The 25,331-nt window shown below is 60.0% G+C and carries 27 protein-coding genes; 3 read left to right on the top strand and 24 right to left on the bottom strand.

The window, feature by feature from the left end; all coding sequences use genetic code 11:
• Both Q7V03_RS21575 and Q7V03_RS21570 read right to left on the bottom strand, forming a co-directional pair.
• The coding region (locus Q7V03_RS21575; protein ID WP_304924392.1) for a transposase at positions 1-118 on the bottom strand (118 nt) is incomplete at its 3' end.
• Between the two features lie 57 nt (positions 119-175).
• Entirely contained in the window at positions 176-622 is a 447-nt protein-coding gene (locus Q7V03_RS21570) for a hypothetical protein (RefSeq protein WP_304927641.1), read from the bottom strand.
• A 257-nt stretch (positions 623-879) separates the two neighbouring features.
• Here Q7V03_RS21570 and Q7V03_RS21565 point away from each other — a divergent pair, with 257 nt between their 5' ends.
• A complete protein-coding gene (locus tag Q7V03_RS21565; protein WP_304927640.1) occupies positions 880-1,365 on the top strand; it encodes a fasciclin domain-containing protein in 486 nt (161 codons plus the stop codon).
• A 35-nt stretch (positions 1,366-1,400) separates the two neighbouring features.
• Here Q7V03_RS21565 and Q7V03_RS21560 read toward each other — a convergent pair whose 3' ends face one another.
• On the bottom strand, positions 1,401-1,664 hold the full coding sequence (locus Q7V03_RS21560; RefSeq protein ID WP_304927642.1) for a hypothetical protein: 264 nt from the start codon (positions 1,662-1,664) through the stop codon (positions 1,401-1,403).
• 68 nt (positions 1,665-1,732) lie between these two features.
• Between Q7V03_RS21560 and Q7V03_RS21555 the strand changes: the two genes are divergently transcribed.
• A complete protein-coding gene (locus tag Q7V03_RS21555; RefSeq protein WP_304927639.1) occupies positions 1,733-1,984 on the top strand; it encodes a transposase DNA-binding-containing protein in 252 nt (83 codons plus the stop codon).
• 191 nt (positions 1,985-2,175) lie between these two features.
• On the opposite strand, the gene Q7V03_RS21550 is transcribed toward Q7V03_RS21555, so the two are convergent.
• From Q7V03_RS21550 to Q7V03_RS21470, 17 genes are all read right to left on the bottom strand, one after another.
• On the bottom strand, positions 2,176-2,910 hold the full coding sequence (locus Q7V03_RS21550; protein ID WP_304927638.1) for an ABC transporter permease: 735 nt from the start codon (positions 2,908-2,910) through the stop codon (positions 2,176-2,178).
• Positions 2,907-3,842, bottom strand: coding sequence for an ABC transporter ATP-binding protein (locus Q7V03_RS21545; protein ID WP_304927637.1), 936 nt, complete (start codon positions 3,840-3,842; stop codon positions 2,907-2,909). The genes Q7V03_RS21550 and Q7V03_RS21545 overlap by 4 nt, the downstream gene beginning before the upstream one ends.
• Positions 3,835-5,052 carry an ABC transporter permease gene (locus tag Q7V03_RS21540; RefSeq protein ID WP_304927636.1) on the bottom strand — a complete coding sequence of 406 codons (1,218 nt, stop codon included), beginning with the start codon at positions 5,050-5,052 and terminating at the stop codon, positions 3,835-3,837. Before Q7V03_RS21540 ends, Q7V03_RS21545 begins: the two co-directional genes overlap by 8 nt.
• Positions 5,021-5,929 (bottom strand): ABC transporter substrate-binding protein, encoded by a 909-nt coding sequence (locus tag Q7V03_RS21535; RefSeq protein WP_304927635.1) that lies wholly within the window; start codon positions 5,927-5,929, stop codon positions 5,021-5,023. The genes Q7V03_RS21540 and Q7V03_RS21535 overlap by 32 nt, the downstream gene beginning before the upstream one ends.
• A gap of 322 nt (positions 5,930-6,251) precedes the next feature.
• On the bottom strand, positions 6,252-6,989 hold the full coding sequence (locus tag Q7V03_RS21530; RefSeq protein ID WP_304927634.1) for an amino acid ABC transporter ATP-binding protein: 738 nt from the start codon (positions 6,987-6,989) through the stop codon (positions 6,252-6,254).
• On the bottom strand, positions 6,986-7,660 hold the full coding sequence (locus Q7V03_RS21525; RefSeq protein ID WP_304927633.1) for an amino acid ABC transporter permease: 675 nt from the start codon (positions 7,658-7,660) through the stop codon (positions 6,986-6,988). The genes Q7V03_RS21530 and Q7V03_RS21525 overlap by 4 nt, the downstream gene beginning before the upstream one ends.
• A gap of 5 nt (positions 7,661-7,665) precedes the next feature.
• On the bottom strand, positions 7,666-8,421 hold the full coding sequence (locus tag Q7V03_RS21520) for an amino acid ABC transporter substrate-binding protein (protein ID WP_304927632.1): 756 nt from the start codon (positions 8,419-8,421) through the stop codon (positions 7,666-7,668).
• Positions 8,422-8,705: 284 nt separating this feature from the next.
• Complete coding sequence (locus Q7V03_RS21515; RefSeq protein WP_304927631.1) at positions 8,706-10,082, bottom strand: FAD-containing oxidoreductase; 1,377 nt, start codon at positions 10,080-10,082, stop codon at positions 8,706-8,708.
• 162 nt (positions 10,083-10,244) lie between these two features.
• Positions 10,245-10,919 (bottom strand): type 1 glutamine amidotransferase domain-containing protein, encoded by a 675-nt coding sequence (locus tag Q7V03_RS21510; RefSeq protein ID WP_304927630.1) that lies wholly within the window; start codon positions 10,917-10,919, stop codon positions 10,245-10,247.
• Between the two features lie 30 nt (positions 10,920-10,949).
• Positions 10,950-11,981: an NADP-dependent oxidoreductase gene (locus Q7V03_RS21505; protein ID WP_304927629.1), complete on the bottom strand. Its 1,032-nt coding sequence runs from the start codon at positions 11,979-11,981 to the stop codon at positions 10,950-10,952.
• Between the two features lie 512 nt (positions 11,982-12,493).
• On the bottom strand, positions 12,494-13,786 hold the full coding sequence (locus Q7V03_RS21500) for an FAD-binding oxidoreductase (RefSeq protein WP_304927628.1): 1,293 nt from the start codon (positions 13,784-13,786) through the stop codon (positions 12,494-12,496).
• Positions 13,787-13,843: 57 nt separating this feature from the next.
• On the bottom strand, positions 13,844-15,115 hold the full coding sequence (locus tag Q7V03_RS21495; protein ID WP_304927627.1) for an FAD-binding oxidoreductase: 1,272 nt from the start codon (positions 15,113-15,115) through the stop codon (positions 13,844-13,846).
• Between the two features lie 39 nt (positions 15,116-15,154).
• A complete protein-coding gene (locus Q7V03_RS21490) occupies positions 15,155-15,883 on the bottom strand; it encodes an amino acid ABC transporter ATP-binding protein (protein ID WP_304927626.1) in 729 nt (242 codons plus the stop codon).
• 54 nt (positions 15,884-15,937) lie between these two features.
• On the bottom strand, positions 15,938-16,600 hold the full coding sequence (locus tag Q7V03_RS21485; RefSeq protein WP_304927625.1) for an amino acid ABC transporter permease: 663 nt from the start codon (positions 16,598-16,600) through the stop codon (positions 15,938-15,940).
• Positions 16,601-16,610: 10 nt separating this feature from the next.
• The gene (locus Q7V03_RS21480; protein WP_304927624.1) at positions 16,611-17,279 is read right to left on the bottom strand and encodes an amino acid ABC transporter permease; all 669 of its coding nucleotides are present in this window, start codon (positions 17,277-17,279) and stop codon (positions 16,611-16,613) included.
• Positions 17,280-17,353: 74 nt separating this feature from the next.
• Complete coding sequence (locus Q7V03_RS21475; RefSeq protein WP_304927623.1) at positions 17,354-18,157, bottom strand: ABC transporter substrate-binding protein; 804 nt, start codon at positions 18,155-18,157, stop codon at positions 17,354-17,356.
• Between the two features lie 78 nt (positions 18,158-18,235).
• A complete protein-coding gene (locus tag Q7V03_RS21470) occupies positions 18,236-18,748 on the bottom strand; it encodes an Lrp/AsnC family transcriptional regulator (RefSeq protein WP_304927622.1) in 513 nt (170 codons plus the stop codon).
• A gap of 799 nt (positions 18,749-19,547) precedes the next feature.
• Between Q7V03_RS21470 and Q7V03_RS21465 the strand changes: the two genes are divergently transcribed.
• A complete protein-coding gene (locus Q7V03_RS21465) occupies positions 19,548-20,429 on the top strand; it encodes a glycosyltransferase family A protein (protein ID WP_304927621.1) in 882 nt (293 codons plus the stop codon).
• A 56-nt stretch (positions 20,430-20,485) separates the two neighbouring features.
• Here Q7V03_RS21465 and Q7V03_RS21460 read toward each other — a convergent pair whose 3' ends face one another.
• From Q7V03_RS21460 to Q7V03_RS21445, 4 genes are all read right to left on the bottom strand, one after another.
• Entirely contained in the window at positions 20,486-20,995 is a 510-nt protein-coding gene (locus Q7V03_RS21460) for a sulfurtransferase (protein WP_304927620.1), read from the bottom strand.
• Positions 20,996-21,818: 823 nt separating this feature from the next.
• The gene (locus tag Q7V03_RS21455) at positions 21,819-23,249 is read right to left on the bottom strand and encodes an amidase (protein WP_304927619.1); all 1,431 of its coding nucleotides are present in this window, start codon (positions 23,247-23,249) and stop codon (positions 21,819-21,821) included.
• Positions 23,250-23,546: 297 nt separating this feature from the next.
• On the bottom strand, positions 23,547-24,137 hold the full coding sequence (locus Q7V03_RS21450; protein ID WP_304927618.1) for an SMC-Scp complex subunit ScpB: 591 nt from the start codon (positions 24,135-24,137) through the stop codon (positions 23,547-23,549).
• A 2-nt stretch (positions 24,138-24,139) separates the two neighbouring features.
• A complete protein-coding gene (locus Q7V03_RS21445) occupies positions 24,140-25,030 on the bottom strand; it encodes a DUF1403 family protein (protein WP_304927617.1) in 891 nt (296 codons plus the stop codon).
• Positions 25,031-25,331 lie beyond the last annotated feature (301 nt).

Below are 25,331 nucleotides of genomic sequence, written 5' to 3'. Positions count from 1 at the left end.
AGATCGACTTGGTGCTGACCCCAAGCCTCTCGGCAACCTCGCGCACAGGATAGCCCCGATCCTCGACTTGGGCCACTGCATCGCGCTTGAACTCGTCTGTGAATTTGTTTGCGGACATCTCGTCCTCCTTGCTTCCAAAATCACCAAGCAAGGCGTCTACAAATCTAGGGGCTATTCATTCCGCATCGCCTGAAAAATCCGGTCCGCCGATGCCCTGTTCGTCCACGATCTTGATGTTCGGATAATCGCTGGCAATGGTGGCTTTAAAAGCATCATAGCGCTGCTTGGTCACGAAGAAATCAGCGGCATGAAAGACCAGACCGATATCCCCCCCATCCGGCCCCAGAGCTTTTGCCATCAGATGTGCAGAGGCGACGCCGTTGCCATAGTTGATCGCCGCGACGCACTGCAGGCGGTCTTGGCGCAAGCAGTCACATTGGCGGATGATTTCTTCGACAGCGCAGCGGAGCGCCGCATTCAATAGGGGCTTTCGTATCGTCACACACCTCATGCTTCGACGACCTGCATCGGCACCGATCTCAAGAGACATGCTCGGCAGGGTCAAGTTGCCTGACAGGAAGGTGTGGCTGTTCAACCCGCCGGTCAGCGTTGCCGCCGACACCGCCCGAGACGAAAAACACTTGATCGGCGGGAAAATTCAGGCGATGTCGCCGTCAATCTGTCAAGCCGTCGACCATTTGGGGAATGTCGGCTCACAACTCATAAACCAATTGTATTTGGAAATCCGGCGCACCCCTCGCATAGCCCGCGCTTTGCGTGAGGCAAGCCCAGCTCACGCAAATTTCATACGGATCCAATTGCAACCCTGAGGCGTATACCCTTAGCCAATACCGGCTATAGATCACCAGGAGTGACCCCATGATCCGCAGAACCTTCCTCGCCCTTACCGCTTCGGTCGCGTTGATGTCCGCCCCGGCGTTTGCCGGCAGTCATGATAAAGACATTGTTGACACCGCCATCGGAGCGGGCACGTTCACAACGCTCGTCACCGCAATCGAAGCAGCTGGTCTGGTTGAAACGCTGAAGGGCGCAGGCCCGTTCACCGTGTTCGCACCGACCGACGCCGCCTTCGCCGCACTGCCTGCCGGCACCGTCGAAGACCTGCTGAAGCCAGAGAACAAAGAGAAGCTGATCGCCATCCTGACCTACCACGTCGTTCCGGGTGCTGTGATGTCGACAGACCTGACCGAAGGCATGATGGCCACAACTGTGAACGGCGCCCAAGTGACAATCACTCTTGAAGGCGGAGCCAAAGTCAACGGCGCCGTGATTTCGGCAGCCGATATCGTCGCAACCAACGGCGTGATCCACGTCATCGACAGCGTCATCCTGCCGCCGATGTAATCTGACCGTCCATTCTGCATTGGCCCGCCCCCATTCTACGGGGGCGGGCTTTTGTTTACCCGGAACACGGCGTTGGTTGCGCGCGCCTGATTGCGCGCTGCGTGCAACTCGATCGTAATATGCATCCGGCCTAAGCCCAGTCCAACGCCGCCGGCGCGATCCCGGCCTTGCGTGCGGGCAAAACTGCCCAGCCGAGCGTTGGCCAAATCCATCTCCGACGACAGCCGCCCGAACCCGCGCGTGCCCGCGTCGCCGATGTCTTCCAGCCCCGCACGCACCAGCCGTCCGCCGACTGCCATAAGGCGGACAGAGACTCTCTTCTCAGCCACCATCGGGAGCTATGCGGGAATTTGGGTGATGGTGTGATTTGAAAGGCGGCGTATCGTGGCAGGTGCTCACTGCGTTTCAGGGCTGGGCGAACACGAAAGCGGCCTATCGATTCTTCGCAAATGAAAACGTCAGCGAAGACAAGGTCTTGGCTGGTCACTTCGCGGCCTCGGGGTTGCGGATACGGGCGACGGACGGCCCGATCCTGGTGCTGCAGCACACCACCGAATTCTCGTTCAAGCGGGCCGCGCCGGAGAAGATCGGCTTGTCACGTCTGCGACGTGGACATTGACAACGTTCGCTGCGGATACTCGGCTTTCACTCGCGGTAGTGAAAATAGCGTTCCACGAAGGGGGAAGCCAAACAAAGCGGCTTCTGTAGACCATGCTTCAACCGGCCGTCACTACCAGTTGCCAATCAGGAATTAGCATTTGGCAGGTCGGCCCATCGTCCTGAACCCACCGTGCTTGAATACTGTTCGCATCAGATGCGCGCGCCGTGCAAAAGGCGCGCTTCGATTTGAACCATCGCGTCATAGATCAGGACGGCAAACAGACCCACAATCAGCCCGCCCTGCAGGACAAAAGCCGTGTTGTTGGTCAACAGCCCCGCGATGATCACCTCGCCCAGCGTTCGGGCGGCGACAGTTGATCCGATCGTGGCTGTCCCGAGGGCGATGACGACAGACAGGCGGATGCCCGTCAGGATGACCGGCAGTGCCAAGGGAATTTCGACGCGCGTCAGGCTTTGCCAGCGCGACATGCCGATCCCGCGTGCAGCCTCCATCGCGGCAGGCGGCAGGTTGGTCAGGCCGGTGATGGCGTTTTCCAGAATCGGCAAAAGGCCGTAGAGGAACAACGCGACCAGCGTCGGACCCGACCCGAAGCCCAGGCTCGGCACAGCCAGTGCCAGCACCGCAACCGGGGGAAAGGTCTGGCCCATATTGGCAATGCTGCGGGCCAATGGTCGAAAGGCAACCCCAAACGGACGCGTAACCAGTATAGCCAGTGCCACGGCCACCAGCGTCGCCGCGCCCGATGCGGCGATCACAAGATACAGATGGTTCAGCGACAGCGACAAAAGTGACGTGCGTTCATACATCACTGGCCCACCCACGGGCGCCAAGGGCGCAAAGGCAACCTCGAACCACTTCGGGCGCATCACCAATGCCACGAGCAAAACCAGCACCGTCAGACGCAAGGCATTTGCAGCCCTCATGGCTGGAACTCCGCGCAAGCACGGATCGCGTCCAGCGTTACATGTCCGATTGGCCCGCCGCCGCGTTCAACCGGAACGGCGGTGCGACCGGTCCACAGGCAAGCAGACAACGCGTCGCGTAGGCTTGCGTCCGCCGCGATGGCGGCACCTTCGGCAGGGCCATCGACCATGATCTGCGACACCGGGATCAGTGACAACAGCCGCAACGGGCGTTCCACATCGCCCACCATGTCGGCTACGAAATCGGTTGCGGGATGGGTGATGATCTCGGCGGGGGTGCCGTATTGAACCAGCCGCCCAGCATCCATGACCGCGATCTTGTCGGCAAGCCGGATCGCCTCATCCATGTCATGGGTCACCAGCATGATAGTGGACCCCAGTTTTGTATGGATGCGGCGCAGATCATCTTGCGCGCGGGCCCGGATGATCGGGTCCAGCGCGCCAAAGGGTTCATCCATCAGCATCAGGTCGGGTCGCGACGCCAGCGCCCGGGCCACGCCGACGCGTTGTTGCTGCCCACCGGATAAATCTGCGGGATAGCGATCCCGAAACTGAACTGGGTCCATGGAAAACAGCTCCAGCAGTTCATCGACGCGGGCGGCGATCTTGTCACGCGGCCAGTTCAGCAGGTTAGGCACGGCGGCGATATTGCGCGCTACGGTGTGATGTGGGAACAGCCCATGCCCCTGGATGGCGTAACCGATGCGCCGTCGCAGGATGTGCGGCTGCACCGACAGCGTCGACGTGCCGTTGATGCGCACCTCGCCCGATGTCGGTTCTTCAAGCCGGTTAACCATGCGCAAAAGGGTGGTCTTGCCGGACCCCGATGTGCCCACAATGACGGTGATCGTGCCAGTTTCCACTGTCATGGTTACGTCATCGACGGCTTTGACGTCGCCATACATCTTGGTGAGGCCTTTGATTTCAATCATTTCTGGCATCCGTGCTGGTGCGGGTTAGATCAACAAAAATGTTCATGAAAATGGCCGCCGTCAGCGCCAGGGCAACCGTGGGCAAAGTGCCCAGCAGGATCAGATCGGTCGCGGTCTGGTTCAGCCCCTGAAAGACGAATGTGCCGTATCCGCCACCGCCGATCAGCCCGGCGATGACCGCCAGACCGATGTTTTGGACCAGCACGATGCGCAGCCCGGTCAGGATGATCGGCAGGCCAAGTGGCAGCTCTACGCGCCACAGGCGCTGTCGCGGGGTCATGCCCATGCCGAGGGCGGCGTCGCGTGCGGCCTGGGGCGCGGCGGCTAGCCCTGCGACCGTGTTGCCCACGACGGGCAGCAGCGCATACAGAACCAGTGCCAAAAATGCCGGGGCAAACCCGATCCCTGCAATGCCCAAGGCCTGTGCGCCCGGGAACGTCGCCCCTACCCAGGCCAAGACCGGGATCATCAACCCAAACATCGCAAGCGACGGAATGGTCTGCAAGAAACTCAGCACCGGCATTGTCATGCTCCGCAATTTTATCTGGTGGTGACACAGGATACCAAGTGGAAAACCTAACGCTGCCGCTGCAGCCAGCGACCCGAAAGCCAGACCCAGATGCTGCCATGTCGCGGCAAGAAACGCATCCCGGCGGCTGGCGTATTCCTGCATGATGGACAGGTCCGACAACGCTCCGGACCACAGGACCGCCGCAAGTACCCCCACCGCCGTTGCCAGCAGTTCAGCGCGCATTACCGGGCCCGGCGCCATACCCGCCAACGCATCGGCGGCCAGCAACAAGAACACACCTAGCAGGCACCAGAATCCTGTCGCCGGCGATACGCGGGCATAGGCGCCAGCACCCTCCAACAGCGCCGGGGCACCCTGCACCAGCAGCCACACTAAACCCGCCAAACCCATCACCGCACCCGCGAGCCGCGCCCGCGTCATGTTGTCGGGCAGACCAAGCAGCAGCCCCGCGACCACCGCCGCCAAACCCGGCAAGGTTGCAGAGGGGGTGGCAATATTCCAGATCCTCATCCCGTCGCCTTCAACGATCCGGTTGGCGGCGATCGTCATGAAAGGAACCAGTAAAGCGCCCAGCCCCAGGATAGCGAACAAAACGCCCGTCGCCGAAAACGCCAAACGCCGGTGGGCTTGGGTCATCGTCCCGCGATCAATCAGCAGCCACGCGGCTGAGATAGTCACGCGCGACCGCTTCAGCAGGCTCGCCGCCCACCTGAATGCGCCCGTTCAGCTCTTGCAGCGTAACAAGGTCCAGCCCCTCGAAAATCGGTTTCAGCACATCGGCAATCGCCGGATACTGCGCCAGAACCTCGGCCCGGATGATCGGCGTCGGGGCATAGACCGGCTGAACGCCCTTGTCGTCTGCCATCACAACAAGCCCCGTGGCCCCGACGCCGCCATCGGTGCCATAGACCATGGCCGCGTTGACACCAGAAGTCCCGCGTGCCGCTGCCTGAATGGTCGCTGCCGTGTCACCTCCCGACAGCACCACTGTCTGATCCGGAGTCAGTTCAAATCCATAGGTATCCTGCATTGCGGGCAAAACAGCGGGAGATGACACAAATTCAGTCGACGCGGCAAGCTTCACCTCGCCCCCACCAGAGACCCAAGCCCCGAAATCGGACATCGTCACCAAACCATTTTCTTCAGCCACGGGACCGGTCACGGCAATGGCCCAGGTGTTGTTGGCAGGCGCGGGCGTTAGCCAGACCACGGCGTTTTGTTTGCCATCCAGTTCAGCCGCACGGGCATAACCTGCTTCGGCATCGTTCCAGATATCTTGATCAGCCTCGTTGAAAAAGAAAGCCGCGTTTCCGGTATATTCAGGATAGATATCGATCTGATCGGCCAACAACGCCTCGCGCACCACTTGCGTGCTGCCCAATTGCAACCGCAGTTCAACCGGAAGCCCCGCCGACTTCAGTGCCTGTGCGATGATATTCCCCAACAATCCACCTTCGGTATCGATCTTAGACGACACGACAATGTCTGCGGACGCGGCTGAAGCCATCGCGATGAACATCCCCACAGTTGCGGGAAGAAAGTATCGTTTCAGCATGTAATTCATTCCTAATGCTAGTGATGTGGGCTGGCGGTAAAATACGGAAGCACTTGTTCCTTTGGTGGTGGGAACCCGGAGGCCAGGTCGCGGGTGAAAATGTCGGATCACGCTGGCTGTTCCCAGGGAGTGAATTGGCGAATGTTGGTGGCCTGAGTCGTTCGAAGCCGCCTGAGGACGGTTCCCTGCCGTTCTGACCCCAAGCTTCCAACGCATGACAGAGACATTCGTTCCATGGTGACTGTGGCAAACACAGATGACAGGTTCGGATCTGCCGCATCGCGGCATCAGCGCCCCTGCGCCAGAGCAGCAGCGGCCCCAGTTAAGCCTTCGTCACGCGGCGCAAGAAGCTTTCCGTGCGTTCGTCGCGCGGCGCATCGAAAAGTTGCGCAGGCGGCCCCTGTTCAACAATACGACCGCCGTCCATGAAGATCACCCGGTCGGCAATCTCGCGCGCGAACTGCATCTCGTGGGTAACGATCAGCATCGTCTGCCGCCGTTCGGCGACGCGGCGCATCAGGTCCAGCACCTCGCCTACCCATTCGGGGTCAAGCGCCGATGTCGGCTCGTCGAACAACATCAAGCTTGCGTCCTGCGCCATCGCGCGGCCAATGCCGATGCGCTGTTGTTGCCCGCCTGACAGGGCTGCCGGATAGGCGCTGGCTTTGTCCGAAAGCCCGATCTCGCCCAGGATCGCATTCGCCCGTGCTTCGGCCTCGGCACGGGGTTTGCGCTGCACGGTGATCAGGGCTTCGGTGATGTTTTCGCGCGCGGTCTTGTTGGCGAACAGGGCATAGCTCTGGAACACGAACGCGGTGCGGCGGCGCAGCGCGAGGATGTCTGCGGGCCGCGCCGTGGCCGCATCAATCGTCATATCGCCGATCCGGATCACGCCGCCATCGGGGCGGTCGAGATAGTTCAGGCAGCGCAGAAGGGTCGACTTTCCCGTGCCAGACGGGCCGATGATCGCCACATGCTCACCCTCTGCGATGTCGAGGTCGATAGCATCGAGCACCGTGTTCGTGCCGTAGCGTTTAGTCAATCCGCGGATGCTGATCATCGGGCGAACGCCTTGTTCAGGCGGCGCTCGAGCCGCTTTTGCAGGAAGGACAACGTCTCGACGATCGCCCAGTAAAGCATCGCCACGACAAGAAACGCCTCGAAGTAGAGAAAGCTTCCCGCAGCTTCCTTTTGCGTCGCGCCCATCATTTCGGTCACGCCAAGGGTGAAGGCCAGCGAGGTGCTTTTGATCATGTCGATAAAATAGTTGACCAGCGTCGGTGCGGCGACGCGCGCCGCCTGTGGCAGGATGATGCGGCGCATCGATTGGACTTGCGTCATGCCGACGGCCTGTGCTGCCTCCCACTGACTGCGGTCAACACCGAGGATCGCGGCACGGATGCTTTCAGCCATGTAGGCCGAAAAATGCAGTGTCAGCCCGATGATCGCCGCCGTCACGCCGTTGATCCCGGCCAGAACTGGCAGGATCTGCGGAAGCCCGTAATAGAACAGAAACAACTGCACTAACAATGGCGTGCCGCGAAAGAAGCTGATGAACAGTTGCACGAACTGGTCCAGCACCGGCACGCGCACCACGCGTTCGACCGCCATCAGGCTGGCCAACGCCAACGCGCACACCATCGCGGCCAGTGCCATGCCGATTGTCAGCGGCACATAGCCGAGGATGACGGGCACCAGACCCAGCATGTAGTCAAGGTCAAGTGCGCGCATGGGGATCAGCCCGCAGGCTTTGTCACGTCAAGATCGAGCCACTTTTCAGAGATGGCCTTCAACGTGCCGTCCGCCTTCAATTCGGTCAGTGCCGCGTCCAACCGGTCGCGCAGGGCCTGACCCTCGGCATCGTTGCGGAACGGCAGCGCATTCTGGATCTCGCTGAACGCAGCCCCCGCCAGTGCGAGCGGCAGCGGGCTTTGCTTGATGACCTGCGCCGAGGAGACCCGGTCCATCACAAAAGCATCGACCCGGCCGAGAGCTGTGTCTTGCTCGATGTTGCTCTCATAGGTTCGGATGTCAATCTCATCCACGAACGGCAGTTCGCGCAACAGCTGCTCGAAGTTTGAGCCAAGGTTGACCGCAACGGTCCGGCCCCGCAGGCTGTCCACACCGGTGATTTCGGTCTCGCGGCCCTTTTTGACCACCACCTGCGCGCCGTCGTAAACATAGGGCTGGCTGAAGGCGAACTTTGCCGCGCGGTCAGGCGTGATGGTGATTTGGTTTGCAACCGTGTCGATGCGACCTGATTCCAGCGCGCCGATCAGACCCGAGAACGACATGGTGGAAAACTCCACCGTATCGCCAGTCCGTTCCGCAAGGGCGGTCATCAGATCAACCTCAAAGCCTTGCAACTTATCCTGCCGGACAAAGGTAAAGGGGAAATACCCACCAGACATACCGACACGAATGGTGTCTGCAGAGGCGGGCAGGACAACGGCCATCGCGAGCAGCGTGGCAAGTGATACAAGTTTCAGCATCGGATACTCCTGTGTCCAGATTAATGAGATACTTGCCGCCCGCACCGACAACAAGCCGCATCGCAAAACAAGCACGGCAGCGCTTGGGCAGAGAATATTTTCTCTATAACAGCCCGTATTTTCAACAAAAAACAGACAATTTTCCTGAAATTTACTAAAATCACAGGAAGATAGTCTGCTTACCTGCCTTCACAACCGACCGGGTCGCACCTGTGCTGAGCGTGCCGGGCTGCGTGACCATCGGCCGGATCCCGCGCCCAATTCAGCCATGGCCCTGTGATGCATCAAACTTCCTTCACGTCGGCGATGGCATAGGGCAACAGCTCGGTTACGGTCGGATGGATCCCGGTCATGGCAAGAATGTCGTGGTCGGTAAGACCCTGATACAGCGCGGGCAACAGGAACTGCACCGCCTCGTCACCGTGAAGTCCGATGACAGCGGCCCCCAGAAGGCGGCGGGTTTCGGCGTCGAAGATGATCTTCATCATTCCGCGCGTCTCACCGGCCTCGACAGCACGGCCGACCCGCGCCATCGTTCTGGTGCCGACCAGAACCCGATGGCCCGCCGCGCGTGCCTCGGCCTCGGTCATGCCGATCCGGCCAAGGGGAGGGTCGATGAACAGCGCATAGACCGGCTTGCGGTCACTGATCTTGCGGTCCTCGCCGTCCAGAAGGTTGCCTGCGACGATCTCAAAGTCATTATAGGCGGTGTGGGTGAAGGCCCCACGGCCGTTCGCGTCGCCCAAGACCCAGATATGCGGCTGTGCGCTGCGGCAAGTCTCGTCCACCGGGATGACACCGCGCCGGTCGGCAGCCAGTCCCGCCGCATCAAGTCCCAGATCATCGGTGTTCGGCCGCCGCCCCGTGGCGACCAGCAGATGGCTGCCCGTCACTGCGACATCTCTGCCCGCAGCGGTGCGAAAATGCGCGCTGATGCCATCATCTGACTTGGCAAAGGACAGATCGGTGATCCCCACCTCGATCCGGATGCCCTCGCCGGTCAGGATCCCGTGAATCTGTGCGGCAATGTCGGCATCCTCGCGGCCAAGGAATTCGGGGGCGGCCTCGAGAATGGTCACCTCGGCCCCGAAGCGGCGATAGATCTGCGCGAATTCAAGGCTGATGTAGCTGCCGCCCAAGATGACAAGGTGATCGGGCACGACGTCCATGTCCATCACATCGGCATTGGTCAGATAGGGAACCGTCTCGATCCCCGGCACCGGCGGCACCGTGGCCTTGGCCCCCACGTTGACAAAGATCCGCGCAGCCTGCAACTGCCTGTCGTCGACCGCCACCGTGTGTGGTCCGGTGAACCGCGCGTGCCCGTGGATCACGGTGATGCCAGCGGTGTTTTCCATCCAGCGGGTGACGTTGCCACGCGAAGCCAGCACGACGGCATCCTTGCGCGCACGCACCCGGACCGCATCCACCCTCACCGGACCCGTCATGATGCCATACCGTTCGCCCTCGCGCGCCAGCCAAGCCGCATGGGCCGACGCGACGAGTGTCTTGGTCGGCGTGCAACCGGTGTTAACGCAAGTGCCGCCCATCTGGTCGCGTTCGATCAACGCCACCCGTTCGCCGGACGCAGCCAACCTCGCCGCCATCCCCGGGCCAGCCTGGCCCGCCCCAATCACGATGCTGTCGAATGTCTCACTCATCGGATATCCTTTCAAAATGTTCCCCGCCTGCGACTGCCGATCGGAAATCAGCAATGCCTGCGATGATGACATCAGGATGGCGTCCAGGGCGGTGCGCGGGATTTTCCAACGGGTGTCGCGCGCCGGTCCGGCGTCTCATCGCATTTCGCCTTTATGGCCCTATCAAATCATTTCCAGCAGTTTCCGCGCTGCCTCTTCAGACGATGCCGGGTTCTGTCCGGTGATCAGCTTGCCGTCCGTCACCACGAAAGCCGCCCAGTCGGCACCCTTTTCATAGTTTCCGCCGTTGGCTTTCAGCATGTCCTCGACCAGGAAGGGGACAACATTGGTCAGGCCGGCCGCCTCTTCTTCGGTGTTGGTGAAGCCGGTCACCGTCTTGCCCGACACCAGCGGTTTACCATCCGCGCCTTTGGTGTGCTTGAACACCGCCGGGGCGTGGCAGACGGCGGCGACGGGGCGGTTGGTGCGCGCAAAGGTTTCTATCAGCTTGATGCTGTCAGCGTCTTCGGCCAGATCCCACAGCGGGCCGTGACCGCCGGGATAGAAGACCGCATCAAACCCCTCGTTGGGCACCGTGGACAGCACGACCGTATGTGCCAGATCGCTTTGCGCGGCCTTGTCGCCTTTGAAGCGTTCGGTCGCCGCGGTCTGTGCACCCTCCGCGTCGCTGGAGGGGTCGAGCGGCGGCTGGCCGCCCTTGGGCGAAGCAAGCGTTACATCCGCCCCTGCATCCTTGAACACGTAATACGGTGCGGCGAACTCCTCAAGCCAGAAGCCGGTTTTCTTGCCTGTATCGCCGAGTTTGTCGTGCGATGTGAGAACCATGAGAATTTTCATCGGGAAGTGGCCTTTCAAAATGGCTGTGTTTCAGACGGTCAGCTTGACGACACGTTTGCCGAACGCCTCGCCGCGCAGCAACCCAACGAACGCCGCTGGGGCGAGTTCCAGGCCATCGATCATTTCCTCGTGATATTTGACCTGTCCTGCCTTAACCCATGCGCCCATCTGCTGGGCGAACTCTGGGTAAAGGTGGCCGAAGTCATCAAAGACGATGAAGCCGCGCAGGGTCATCCGCTTGCGAAGGATCACGCCAAGCAACAGGTTCATCCGGTCGGGGCCGTCTGGCAACGTGGTGGCATTGTATTGCGAGATCAGGCCGCAAACCGGGATGCGGGCTTTGGGGTTCAGCAGCGGTAGAACCGCATCGAAAACAGCGCCGCCGACATTTTCGAAATAGATGTCGATCCCCTCAGGCACCGCCGCTTTCAGCGCATTTGGAAAGTCGTCGGCCTTGTAATCAATGCAGGCATCAAACCCCAGTACATCAACAACATGGGAACATTTCTCGGCCCCGCCCGCAATCCCGACGACATGCAGCCCGAGAATCTTGCCAATCTGACCGACGGTTGCACCGACCGGACCGCTGGCGCCAGCGACGACCAGCGTTTCTCCAGCTTTCGGTTGGCCGATCTGGGTCAGGCCTGCCCAGGCGGTCAGGCCCGGCATCCCCAGCACACCCAGCGCCCAAGACGGATTTTCCGGCGACGGCCCCATATTGATCACACCGATGCCGTCAGACAGCGCATAGTCCTGCCAGCCGCCGAAAGCCTGAACCCAGTCGCCCGCCGCAAAACCCGCAACGTTCGACGACACGACCTGCGCGACAGTTCCCCCAACCATCACAGCACCGATCGCAACCGGCGCGGCATAGGACGGTGCATCGCTCATCCGGCCGCGCATGTAAGGGTCAAGCGACAGATACTTGTTGCGCAGCAGCATCTGACCTTTGCCAGGGGTCGCAACATCTTCGGTTTCAAGCCGAAGGGTGCTGTCATCCGGCTCGCCCCGGGGGCGCTTGGCGAGGATGAACTTGCGGTTCAGGCTGTCGGATTGCGTCATTGTTCAGTTTCCTTTCCGGAAAACCAAGGTGCTGGTTACTCATTCAAATGCGCAAACGTCCCGTCATTTGAAACGATCGCAATGTCAGGCGGATTGCATATCCTGCGCCGTGCCGTCGAAACGGCCGGTGGTGGCTGCCTGTGCCAGTACATAGGCCACATCCGCGCGTGATGCGCCTGCGAATTTGTCGACGTTATTACCAAAATCACATCCGCGCCGCGAGAGTCGTTGGTCAACGCCACCGGGCGCAGGATCGCATAGGTCATCCCAGAGGGCCTAAACAGTCAGACTTTGTCATTTGCATTTTGTGTCAACGCCATGTCAACGTTTCGAGAGCCCCCCTGAAAAGCGGGGGTCTTTGTACATTCGAAGAACAATTCCTTGTGCGAAAGTGAGAGGAATGGGTTTGCAATTCCGAGCTTACCATTTTCAGTGCTCGCAGAGCGGACCAACGGAGGCTAGTCAATTTGACCGGAAGCCGGACGATGCACATTCGGAGTGTACCAAGAAGATCAGATAGCTGAAGAAACATGTCTTGGCGAGCCGTTGAAGAACCTGCCGTATCTAAAGGCCAATAAGTCATGTTGTGGGGCGCGGGCTTCAACGATGGCGGCCACCATTTTGGCCATGGCTGGGGCAATCCCGAAACCGTGCCCGCTCATGCCTGTGGCGATGACAAGGCCAGGAATGGGGGCATGATCAACAACTGGAAGGGTGTCGGGTGTAACGTCGATCATCCCGGCCCAACTGGCCACGATCTCAGGTGCTCCAATACTTGGGAAAGCAGAGGCAAATTGGCTCTGCAATTGTGCCATGCTCGCCATATCCGGGTGTGGATTGAGGATGCGGCACCTTTCAAATGGGGATTGGTCGGTGTTGTTCCAACGGCGTGGCGTTCCCCAAGCGTCAGGATAGCCTTCGGGCGCTGCGGGCCGAAGCTTCGTGCTTCGAAAGTCGGAAATGAGATGCGGTAAAAAGGCACCAAAGTTGCGGACGGCATCCGGTCCAATGAAAAACTTGTTCGATGACCATGCGGTCAGGTTGTGGCCACCAGCTGCTTTGCCCCGGATCGCAAGACGGTCGTCCGCGAAGGCTCCGCAGGCAAAGCCTGCAGGTAGGTTGGTTGTGGTAAAGACGGAAGACACAACTGACAACTGCCGTAGTTTGACCCCATGGGCAGCGAGAAACAGCGACGACCAAGCTCCGCCCGCCAGAACCACACGCGTGCAGCGAACGGTTCCGGTCTCGGTGACGACGCCAGAGATGCTGCCCGCAGACATCTCCAACCCTAGAACGGCAGAGCATTCTCGGATAATGACGCCATCCGCGACTGCTGCGCGCGCAAGGACGGGTACAGTGACAAGGGGGTCGGCCTGAGCGTCGGAGGGCGTCTGAAGCGCGCCGATCCAACCGGCCGAATTTGGCAACATCGCTTCGACAGCGCTGCGGGATAGCATCCGTGTGTCAATGCCATAGGGCCGTGCTTGATCCAACCAGTGTTCAAATGCAGCCATGCGGGAGGCATCGCGGGCAAGATAGGTGACGCCGGTTTGCTTGAAACCAATGGCATCGCGCATGCGTTGGGGCAGATCCTGCCAGAGACGCATCGCCTCCATCATGATTGGAAGCTCGGCAAAATCCCTGCCTTGCTGACGTATCCAGCCCCAGTTGCGCCCTGACTGTTCCCCCGCGAGCTTGCCCTTTTCGCAGAGCAAAACACGCAGTCCCCCGCGGGAAAGCTCCCAAGCGGTCATAAGTCCAATTATGCCGCCGCCGATGACGGTGACGTCTACGGCATCGGGCAAAGGACCAGAGTGTTCTGGCGGTGAGGCCAAGGTTATTGGGAAATTTTGCAAAACGGTTTAGAACCTTGAAACGAGATAGGGGACGGGGGCGATGTCCGAAGGACGGCCCGCGACACAAGCTGCGACCATCTGCGCCGTAATCGCCGCCAGCGTTAGGCCAAGATGGCCGTGGCCAAAGGCATAGATCACGTCATTTCCCTTTGTTGAGGGGCCGATCACGGGCAACGAGTCTGGCGTAGAGGGACGAAAGCCCATCCACTCGGTTGCTGGCTTTATATCGCTTAACGCAGGAAGGGCCCGCCGAGCTGCCGGCATCAGCGCGCGGATACGGCTGTAATTCGGCGAGGCATTTAGGCCGGCAAGTTCATCGCCGCTGACCAGCCGAATGCCGTCATGCATGGGCGAAAGCACCAAAGACAGGGCGGGGACAACCACGGGGCCGCGCATCAACTGGTTTGTGTCGGACCCAAAGGCGATGTGATAGCCGCGCTCTGTGTCGAGACTGACCTTGTCGCCAAGTTGCCGCACCAAGTTTGCCGACCACGCACCCGCAGCGACGATCAGCCGGTCGAAAGTCTGCGCGCCGCTTTGTGCATGGACGATGATGCCACCTTCCGAACGACGCGTAACCCCTTTGACCTGTTGGTGCAGGTGCGTTGCACCAAGCTTGGCGGCACCCTCGAAATAGGCTGCCGCCAAGGCTTTGGGATTGCGCACAAAGCCACTTTTGGGTTGATAGATGCCGATCTGGCAGAGTGCAGGGTCCAAGTTCGGCTCAAGATCGGTGACGGCTTTACGGTCCAAAACCGTGTAATTCACGCCGAAGCGATCCATCAGACGGCGATCCAGCGCAGTCGCATCGAATTCCTGCTGCGAACCGTAGATCTTCAGCCAGCCCTCTTGGGTGATCATCGTCTGGGCGCCGCAGTGGGCCGCGAGGGTCTGATGCGCGATCAGGGCTTGGCTTACGATCGGGTACAGGGCTGCTGCGATGCGATCAACTTCGGCAGGCATCCCGGCGCGGATAAAGCGCGCAAGCCAAGGCAAAACCCGCAGCGCGTGGCGGGGCCGCAATACGGCAGGGGATTTTGAATCAAAGATATAGGATGGCAGTGCGCGTAGCACGTCGGGGGTTGATGTGGGTGTGACCGATCCAGTCACGATGCCGCCAGCGTTGCCCGAGGACGTGCCCGCGCCCGGCGCATCCGGGTCAAATACAGTGACTTTGTGGCCTTCAATAGCCAACGCGAGAGCCGTCGCACACCCAACAATGCCTGCCCCCACAATAGCGATGGACAAAGGCCCGCCATCCTTCACACGCTCAAGCATGGGAAACTTTCCATTCGAAATTGCAGCGCCGTAGCGCTGTCAGTGTTGCAGAACTTTGCTTAGGAAATCGCGGGTGCGGTCGTTTTTGGGCGTGGTAAAGAAGGTTTCAGGTGCGGCTATTTCAACAATTGCCCCGCGATCCATGAACATGACGCGATCCGCTACCTTGCGGGCAAAGCCCATCTCATGCGTCACCACCATCATCGTCATACCTTCGTTTGCCAAACTGACCATGACGTCCAGAACCTCGTTGATCATCTCTGGGTCAAGCGCAGAGGTCGGTTCATCGAACAGCATGATCTTGGGCTGCATCGCAAGCGAACGCGCAATGGCAACGCGCTGCTGTTGACCACCCGACAATTGATGCGGGTAATTTTCCATCTTGTCGGCCAATCCCACTTTTTCCAGAAGGGCACGGCCGCGCTCTTCGGCTGCAGCTTTGGATAGTTTGCGGACATGGACTGGCGCAAGGGTTACATTTTCAAGTGCGGTCTTGTGCGGATAGAGGTTGAACTGCTGAAAAACAAAACCGACCTCCATCCGCAAATCGCGCAGGCTGGCCTCACTGCCGCCCAACTCGGTGCCGTCGACAATGAGCTTGCCCTTCTGGAAGGGCTCCAGCCCATTGACGCAGCGGATGAGCGTGCTCTTGCCTGACCCTGACGGGCCGCAGACAACTACAACCTCGCCTTTTGCGACGGAAAGACTGATGTCGCTCAGTACATGTAGTGCGCCAAACCATTTGTTGAGGGAAGAGAATTCGATCATGTGACAGTGTTCCTTGGCGCTGCTGAACGGCAATTCTTTGAATTGGCAACCTGGTTAAAGGATTGTGGCTTGGCCGCGCCGTTCCATGCGGCGCGACAGGTAGATCAGCGGATAGCAGATGACGAAATAGGAAAATCCTATGATGCCAAACACCAGTAAGCCGTTAGGAACGCTTTGCACGATCACCCAGCCGGATCGTGTCAGATCCAGAAGACCAATGGCCGAAACAACCGACGAGTCCTTGATCAGCAACACAAATTGACCGACCAGTGCCGGGGTCACGATGCGCACGGCTTGCGGCAAAACAATGTGACGCATCTGCTGTACCCTGGTAAAGCCAGAAGATGCAGCCGCTTCGGATTGGCCCAAGGGAACGGCCTTGATGCCAGAGGCCACGATTTCCCCAATGAAGCAGGCTGCGACATTGGACAGAGCGACAACACCTGATGCAAAAGCGCTCAGCTCAATGCCGATTTCGGGCAGGATGAAAAAGACAATGAAAACCTGCAAAAGAAACGGGGTGCCACGGAAGAAATCGACGTAAAGCCCGACGATTTGCGCAAGCATTCGGTTACGTCCGGCGCGTATCATGCCAAAGGCAAATCCCAGCATGACGCCTATCATCAGCGACAGGATCGAGAGCGACACCGTCATGCTGATCCCCTTCAGCAAGACTGGCCAATACCCCATCACGCGATCGAGTTGCATCCAGAACATTGTCACTCTCCTATGCTCGGCCCGGCAGGCGGTTTTGGTAAACCCACACGCCAGCAAGCAGTTTCAGCAGATAATACAACACAAGATAAGCCAAGGCGGTCGCGACCAGACCTTCAATTGGCATGAAGCGATCAATGGCGATCATCTGCCCCGCGCGGGTCAACTCCACGACCGAAATCAGCGATAGCAGCGACGAATCCTTGATCAGGACGATTGCTTGTCCGATCAGCGGTGAAACCGTGGGCCGGATTGCCTGAGGCAAAATGATCAGGCGCATGCGTTGCAGGTAAGTCATTCCGGTGCTTTTGCCCGCCTCTACCTGTCCACGCGGGATCGACAGGATCCCAGAGCGAATGATTTCGGCGACATAGGCGCCAGAATTCAGCGACAGGGCGATGACGCCGATCACCATTTCGGGCACCAGAATGCCCAGGCGCGGCAGGCCGAAATATAGAAAATAGAGCTGTGCCAGCAAGGGGGTCGCGCGGATAGCGTCGACATAGACCACCGCAGGACCGCGCAACCAACGCAGAGGTTGAATGCTCAGGGCACAGGCAACGATGCCGATGATCATGGCCCCGGCGAACCCTGCCGCCGAAAGCATAAGCGTGGCCAGAAAGCCCTGCCAGATGTCCGGCAGGTATTCCAACATCACGCGCGTGTTCAGATTTCCTAGCATTGGCCACCACAGTTCAGGACAAGAAATTTGGGCAATCACGGGCAGATAATCCGCCCGTGATTTTTTCTGTCGGACTAGTGGTCAGCGTTCCACTTGTTGGAGTTCACCCAGTAATCAAGGTTCGTCTGAAGACGGCCATCGAGCGTGGTGTTGTCGATGAAGAGGTTGGCCCAGCTGAGAAGGTCCATCGAGTCATAGCGAACTGCATAGGCCAGCGGCTCTTTCGACAGCATTTCGGGGAACACGGTGAAGGTCCCGGCCTCATAGTTGGACGACTGCGCGGCCACGGCCGAACTGTCATTCAGGCCGCAATTTGCCTGACCTGAGGCCACTGCGTCCAGAAGCAGCGTGCCTGCGCCCTTGTAGGACTTGATTTCGCCTTGCGGGAAAACAGTCGCCGCAAGCTTTTCGCCCGTCGAGCCAAGCAAGACGGCAATCGTGGTTCCCGGTGCCTTGCAATCATCAACAGTCTTGAACGCGGAATCGCCTTTGCTAAACGCAACTGCGCCCACGTACATAAACGGCTTGGTGAAGCCGACCTTGGTGGCGCGTGCCAGCGTCGGCGTCATGTCGGCGGCCAGAATATCCGCCTTGCCCGACATCAGTGCAGGCAGCAGGCCGTCCCAGTCAAAGTCCAGATACACCACTTTGACGCCCATTTCTTCGGCCATCAGAGTTGTCAGCTCGATCGCGCTGCCAGTCCGGCTACCGTTCTTGTCCATGAACGAGAACGGAGGTCCTTGAGTTTGCACGGCGACACGCAGTTCGCCGCGCGCGATGATATCATCCAGCGTGCCAGCGTCGACCGAAGTCGCGCCACCCGCTTGCGTCATGACAGCAAGCATCGCTGTCAGAACAAACGCATTGAGTTTGCTCATTCATTCTCTCCCTTTGGTTTAGATGCCGGACCTATCCCGGCTTGCGGTTTCTCTTCAGGGTGCCCGTCACTCCCGGCCCTATTCGGCGGCGAGATCCTCGCCACTGATTTCGTCGTCCCAGACGCCTTTCGGCAAGCTGAGCCATTTGTTGTGTGACTTCATCACCACGAAGGTTTCGCTGCCGCGGATTACGCCCGGTTCGGCCAAGCCTGGCAGGAGTTCGCTGGTGACCCTGTAGAGTTCGTCCATATCGCCTTCGAACAGGACTTCGGCGATGAGATCATAGCGCCCGGTTACAATGCTGACCGAGGTCACGAAGGGAAGCTCCGACATCTTCCGCGCGAGCTCGTTCAGCTTGCCGTGGCCGTTGGCGTTGATGCCTATGATTGCGCCCACAAGTTCGGGCCGCTCTGCGATATTGACCACGCCGACAATCTTCAGAAGGTTTCGCTCAACGAGTGATTTCAGGCGCGCACGGACCGTGGGCGGACTAAGATCCAATCGCTCGGCCAGCCCATTTGCGCCATCACGACCATCTTCCGACAGCAGCCGTGAGAGGCGTCTGTCGATTCTGTCGAACAAGGCTCGCATGGCAATATTTCCAACTCTGAAAGATTTTCTCACGTCAGAATACTAAATGGGAATTTTTAATCAATATTTTTTTCAAAAGGAAAGCTTTGCGCCTTCATTTTTTCTACTGAAGTATTTTCTCTAACGTTTCCATGCCATCTTGGATAGCCGGGCCTGAGCCGTAGCTAAGGCTAAATGGCCGGGCGGGTCGCTTGCATGAACTTTGAACAAATTCGTTGATGTATCCTGATTCTGTGGTGAGATAGCTTCGGAAGGTCGCAGTTAGGGCGACGATGTCGCAGCACCCCAAGGATCTTTTCCGTCGGCATTCATCGGCCGGGCATAGGGGCTCTTGGCTGCGTCAAAAGCCAAAACCTATGCCATTTGATTGTCGGTCAAACCTGCCCACGATCCCGTGGAATGGCTGCCCACCTTCGCGTGGAATCCGTGCCCATCATCCCGTGGAACACGCAACCAATTTCAGCGACATTCAGCAGCAAACTCTGTACGAAACATGCATTCGCGGGTTCATGTGGCGTTGATGTAAGAGGACCGATTACCCTCCGACTATAATCGCTTTCGGCCCTTTGCTGCCGGTCGGCTCTGACCTGCTCTGCGCCGTGGCATTCCCCGAAGCCGTCAATCGGGCCGGGTCGTGCGAAACTGGGCCTCCAAAAAAGCGGATGGCAGTCCGTTTTGCCAAGCAGCCGTGCCTTGCCCCCCAGTAACTGGGTTTTATTCCAGTTTCGGGTTTGTCTGGAGCCGGGAGATGCCTTAGACGGCAGCTCAAATTGAAAGATCCTCCATGACACATCCCGTGATGACCAAACCAGTGCCAGTGGTTTCCGTTGTCATTCCGCTCTATCAAAAAACACGCCACATAGCGGCTGCGATCGGTGTGGCCTATCGGTCTTGCTGCCTGGCAGACGTCGTTTTTGAACTTGTGGTGGTGGATGACGGCTCCACGGATGGCTCGGGCGATGTAGTGCGAGACTGGGCGGCGGGGGACCCTGCGCACGCAAGTGTTCTTCATTTGATCAGACAGGAAAACCAAGGCGCCGCGGCTGCCCGCAACGCAGGTTGGAAAGCTGCGCGTGGGGAAGTCATCCTGTTTCTGGATGCAGATGACACTTGGGAGGACCATCACGTCTCAGAAATGCTGGTTCTTATGGCAGAATTTCCGCAAGCCGTGCTTTATGCGGATGCATGGGGCGAGATTTCCCTGGATCGTATTGCAAAACAGCACGGTTTCGGAATCGGATCTGACCGTCGCGGACCGCTTGCCTGTTTTTTCGAGACAATGAGTTCCGGGCCTATGATCGTCTCGTCGAGCACGGCCGGAACGTGGAAAAGATGCCTGGTGGAGAGCAGGGGATTTCCCGAAGGGGTCAGGTTTGGCGAAGATAAGATCGGCTGGGGCCGTCTGGCCCTTCTGGGGGATGTTGTGTGGTCGCCTCGTATTGGTGCCATTTGGGACAAATCCGCAGACAACCGGAGCGAACGGGTTGCAGGCTCAGCACCCCGCACCGCTTGGCGCAACTTCCTGATCGAAGCGCTGGATGACCCGGAGCTCTCGACTGCGACGCGGCGGAATATCCGGGTTGCTGTCGCCGTTGAAAACGCCTGCCTCAGTGGTGAGATAACACACTTCAGCCACGAGACGCCTGCGCGTTTCGCCGACCTGATCCCTGCCGTGCAGTAGGACACGACCTGCGTCTTCTCGGAAACGCCAAGGGCCGCGAGGCGGGCTTTCAGGGTTTAACCCTGCAAAACCTTGCCGTCCTCCCCGACCAGATCCTTGAAGTAGACATGCTTCGCACCCGGGACATGACCCCCGCGGGTTTCGCCATAAGGCGAGGCTCCGGCATATTCGCGCGGCTCGCGGGTATCAAGGATGACGACATCGGGCTGCCCGATCAGGCTCGCCAGATCTTTCTTCCCGATCTCGAAGGCGCCGGTGCGGGCAACGGTGAAATCACCGGGCACCACGGGTGCCGTCACTGAAAGGTCATCGCCTGCCAGCAGCGCCGCGACACCGCCATTCACAAGGAAACTCTGCGAATGGCCCAAAGTACGCAGAGTCCAGACGATGCGCCCGTCTTCGCCCCAGCTGTTGGCGGGATCCGCGACAACAACCACCGGAACCGCCGCCGAAACGCCCAACGCGCGCAGCTTGTCCGTCAGCAGCGCATCATCCGACAGAAGTTGGCTCTTGTTCGGTAAGTCAGGGACAGAGAATTCCTGCCAAGTGACTGCGGTCGAACCCATCAGGGGTAGGGCAGTCCTCAACGCATCCCCGCGCGTGTCAAGCAACAGCGCTCCCGACGCCAGAAGTGTGCGCGCCTCATTCGTGGCGCTGGTCAGCGTTGTACCTGAGGTTTCGGATTACGAGGATGGGGATTGAAACTTCGACCTTTCCCCTGCCCATATTGCTGGAGACGGCATCGGTGCCGGCGCAGTAGTTGTCACCGATCAAGGTACGAAAAATGACTTCTTGAAGGTCCGCAACCGCGGCCGAAAATCGGTCAAGCGTGCTGTCGTCCAGTCCAGGACGCGGCTAGTGATCGATCCGGAGATCTGCATCATCTGGGTAGAGGAAACACTTCCGCGTGATGCCTATGCGGTGCGTTAATCCGGCCCCGGCCATTGGTCCGGTAAGGTACATTCGGTCTGCCGGTGCGTTGGCCTTTCACGCTTAGTTTTTTTGCCGCGCTGCATGATCTGTTTGTTGGTTTGCTCGTTTTCCAGGCCGGGCATGAGTGTAGGCGGCCAAGCTGCAAAAGACGGCGCATGTCGTACGCGCGGTTCTTTCATCCCGATCCAGGCCTTGGCCCGCTCCAAAGATACCCGCAGGGCGCGTGCAGCCAGTAATATTCACTGCAGCTGAGGACGAGGCACTCCTTGGCCCAGATGATCTGGGACCGGATGCTGAAGCCCGCAGCGTCGAGGCTTTAGGCGACCCCGTCGTCTTGCTGACGATCACCGCTGCACGCTCTTTAATCTTCGCAGCGATTTTGATCTCCAATCATCCATAGCCATAGCCATAGCCATAGCCATAGCCCGCGGCGTGCTGGACTGATTTTCCGTTGGGTCACACGGGCAACCCGGCCCAGCCGATCGCGTCTTCAAGCGCCTTCGACACGCCCAGAACAAGCGCATCATCACCGGGCCGACCGGTGATCTGCACCGCCACAGGCAAGCCCGAAAGCGTCAGGGAAACAGGCAAAACCGCCGAGGGTTGCCCGGCAAGGTTTGCGGGCGTCGCGAAGGGGGCAAAGCCATAGCCCCGTTCAATCCACTTCTGAAGGTCGGACCCGCACGCGGCGTAAGTCAGACTGCCAAGCGGTGCAGGGTCTTCGCTCAGCGCGGGCGTCAGAACCAGGTCGACTTCTTTCATCGAACGACCGATCGCCTGCGCAACCGCCGTCATCTTCAAGCGGGCTTCCAGCAGATCAAGTGCCGAAAGTTGCCTTGCCTGCTCGATAAACGCCCATGTCATCGGTTCCAATTCGTCGCGTTCGGGTTGGCGCCCAAGCGCGCGCGCGCGCTCTTCCACCAGATGCAGGACCTCCACGATCCAGAGTGAGTCGAACCACGGGCCCGACTGTGCCTCGACCGGAAAGTCATAGGGCACGACGACATGGCCCATCGCTTCCAGCAAAAGCGCCGCCTTCTCGGCCGCGGCCACCTGTGCTGCCCCGGCAGGCCGACCATACGGATCCTTTGTCGTCAGCCCAATCCGCAGGGGGCCAATCGTACCGTCCAATACCGCAAGATAGCCACTGGCGGGTGCCTGCCGCCCGATCCGCGTTCCCAGATCAGGGCCTGCCGTCAGATCAAGCGCCGCAGCACTGTCGCGCACAGAGCGCGTCAGCACATGGTCCGAGTCGAGACCACCCGCGATTTCGTCCCACCATGGCCCCAGCGGATTCAGCCCGACCGAGGGTTTGAAGCCGAACACCCCGCAGCAGGCGGCAGGGATACGGATCGACCCGCCAAGATCGGTGCCGTGCGCCATTGGAACCATTCCGCTGGCAACGGCAGCAGCAGCGCCGCCACTGGACCCGCCGACCGTCACCCCCGCATTCCACGGGTTCCGACATGGCCCGTAGGCCAAAGGTTCGGTCGTGAAATCCCCGGCGAACTCTGGAGTATTGGTTGTGCCCAGAACGACAAGCCCGCCCTCGCGCCAGCGGTGAACCATCGTGCTGTCACCTTTTGGCTGCGCCGTTGCGAAGAAGCGCGAGGCGAAGCGGGTGGGCAGCACCGCCGAGTAAAGGTTCACGTCCTTCAGCAGGAATGGCACACCCCAAAGCGGCCCTGCTTGTTCGGGGCGGCCCCGATCCATTTCGTCCGCTTCGGCCCGGGCCTTATCGAACCGTTCCGCCACAACTGCATTCAGCACCGAATTTTGTTTTTCGATGGTGGCAATCGCGGCCTCAGTCGCCTCGCGGACGGAAAGGTCGCGCTTGGCGATCCGGGATGCCAGATCCAGTGCATCGCTTTGGTGTGGTTTGCTCATTGTGTATTCTGCCATTGAAAAGGGGGGGCCATGCGACATCCACGGACGTCGTCGCGGTTTGCTTAACTCACTTTGCTCCAAGAAGCGCGGCAACGGAAGGGTGCGCCGGCAAGCAGTCTCTCGTGGTCGTGCCCTCCCGCCCCCGGCCAGGAAGCAAGGCATGGCCCATCTCTGGCAGCGCCGGGTCCATATTCTGGCCGTCAGCCGCGATCATCAAAACCATTTGACGGCCCTGCTGCAGGCAGTAACGCATCTTGTTGCAAATCGCCGATTTCACCACCAAGCGCGGCCCGCATCTTATGGGGCTGACAGTCCGGCATCGGCGCGTTGCTCCGGGTCGGCCAAGTCGCGCAAGCTCGCAAGCCCAAAGACCGCCAGGAAGGCGCCGGTGGTGACAAAGGTATAAGGTGCACCGCGACGGGGCTCGCGGGGACCGGTGCTGATCAGGTTGCGCTCGGCCAGCCGTCCGATCAGATCGCGGCTGATCTCTTTGCCGAAGATGTCCTTCAACCCGTCGCGGCTGATCGGCTGGTGGTAAGCAATGGCAGCCAGCACGGCGAGATCGACCTCGTTCAGATCCAACGTCTGCCCGGCCACATCTGCCGCCGTGCGGATCGCGGGGGCATAGGCTGCCTTGGTGCGCAGCATCCAGCCAGAACCCACCTTAGCGATCTCATAGGGGCGCCCCTCCAGATCAACCACGAGATCCTCGACCAGAAGATCAACCGAAGCCCGCTGCCCCACCACACGCGCCAGATCGGCGCGCCCGACTGGCGTGGCACTGGCGAACAGCACGGCCTCGATCCGCCGCATCCATTCCCGCCAGCGCAAATCGGCTGGCAGATCAGTCAGCTCACGGTCAAGGTCCGGTTCCGCGCGGCGCGCCATCGTCAAACCCCGTAAAGGCGGAACGTGTCCCGCCCGGTCAGTTCGCGCACCGCGCCCAAATCTGCCAGCCGGTCGCAGAGCCGCCGCGCGGCGCGGTCCGACATGAAGGCCGTCAGCGCCGCGGGTGCCAGCGCATCGCGGGTCAGGAACAGATCGACCGCCCGCCCCGCGGCCTTGGCCCGCAGCTTGGGCATCACCGCCCGCAACCGCGCCGCAGCCCTTGCCAGCTCTGCGGCCAGCGGCACCGCCTGCCCCGCCCCGATCACGACGGCCCGATGGCAAGCCAGCCGCAGGTCATCGCCCTGCAACCGCAGATCGCGCGGCTTCAAGCCAAGCGCCAACAGGGGCAGCACATGGTCCCAACCCAAAGATTTCGCCAGCACCGCATCGGCCAGAATCAGCGCCACCGTCTCGCCGCGCGGAAGCTCCGTCAGCACCGCCTCGATCACCCCAGCTGCCCTGTCCACAGGGTGACGGCCGATGGCATCGAGGCAAAGCGCTATCCGTTCGGCGGACACCCCGTCCATCGCCTTGCCAAGTGCCGCCACCGAGATCGGGCGCGCCACCGCGCGGGACCATTGCCCGAAGATTGCCCCCGCCGGCCCTGGATGATCGCCCGGACGCGTCAGATGCAGCGCATCGCGCAAAGCGCGACCGCCCTCGCGGCGCCCGGCAAACCCTGCACAAACCTCGGCCGCTGCCAGCGCCAGCCGGTCGCGCCACAGCGCCTGCGGGACAGCTTCCTGCGCTGTTATCCTGTGCAAATCGGCCAAGGCGGCCCCGGAGCGAAACGCCGCAGCCTCTAAGCTCTCGGCGGGCCCGGCTGTGATCCAACCCGGCAAGCGGCCAATCAGGATCGGGGCGGCGGATGGGTCGGGGCGGATTTTCGTCATGTCTGAACTTTAACTCAACACGGCGGTTTGTGCCAGAAAATAGCACCAGTACCGCCGTCATCTTGAGATCACGGCTATGTCCAATAAGATTGCATTATCGGACGCAAGAAGAGTATGCTCGCGGCCATGCAGGAAACACCCGAGAAATCGCCGTCAGAGCCTGTCGGACGGCCGGAATTTATGAGACTCAAGCACTTCCGCGAAAAACCGACAGGGGTTTATGAGATTCTGTGCCGGTATTTATGAGACTGGATGAGTCGGAGTTTTTGAGACTGGCACCGCTTCGTGGCTTTTTCAACAA

It is taken from the genome of Cypionkella sp. (genome assembly GCF_030652235.1).
Classification (GTDB): Bacteria; Pseudomonadota; Alphaproteobacteria; order Rhodobacterales; family Rhodobacteraceae; genus Cypionkella.
Note: the sequence above shows the minus strand (reverse complement) of the source record. Positions and strands in the feature narration are given on the sequence as shown.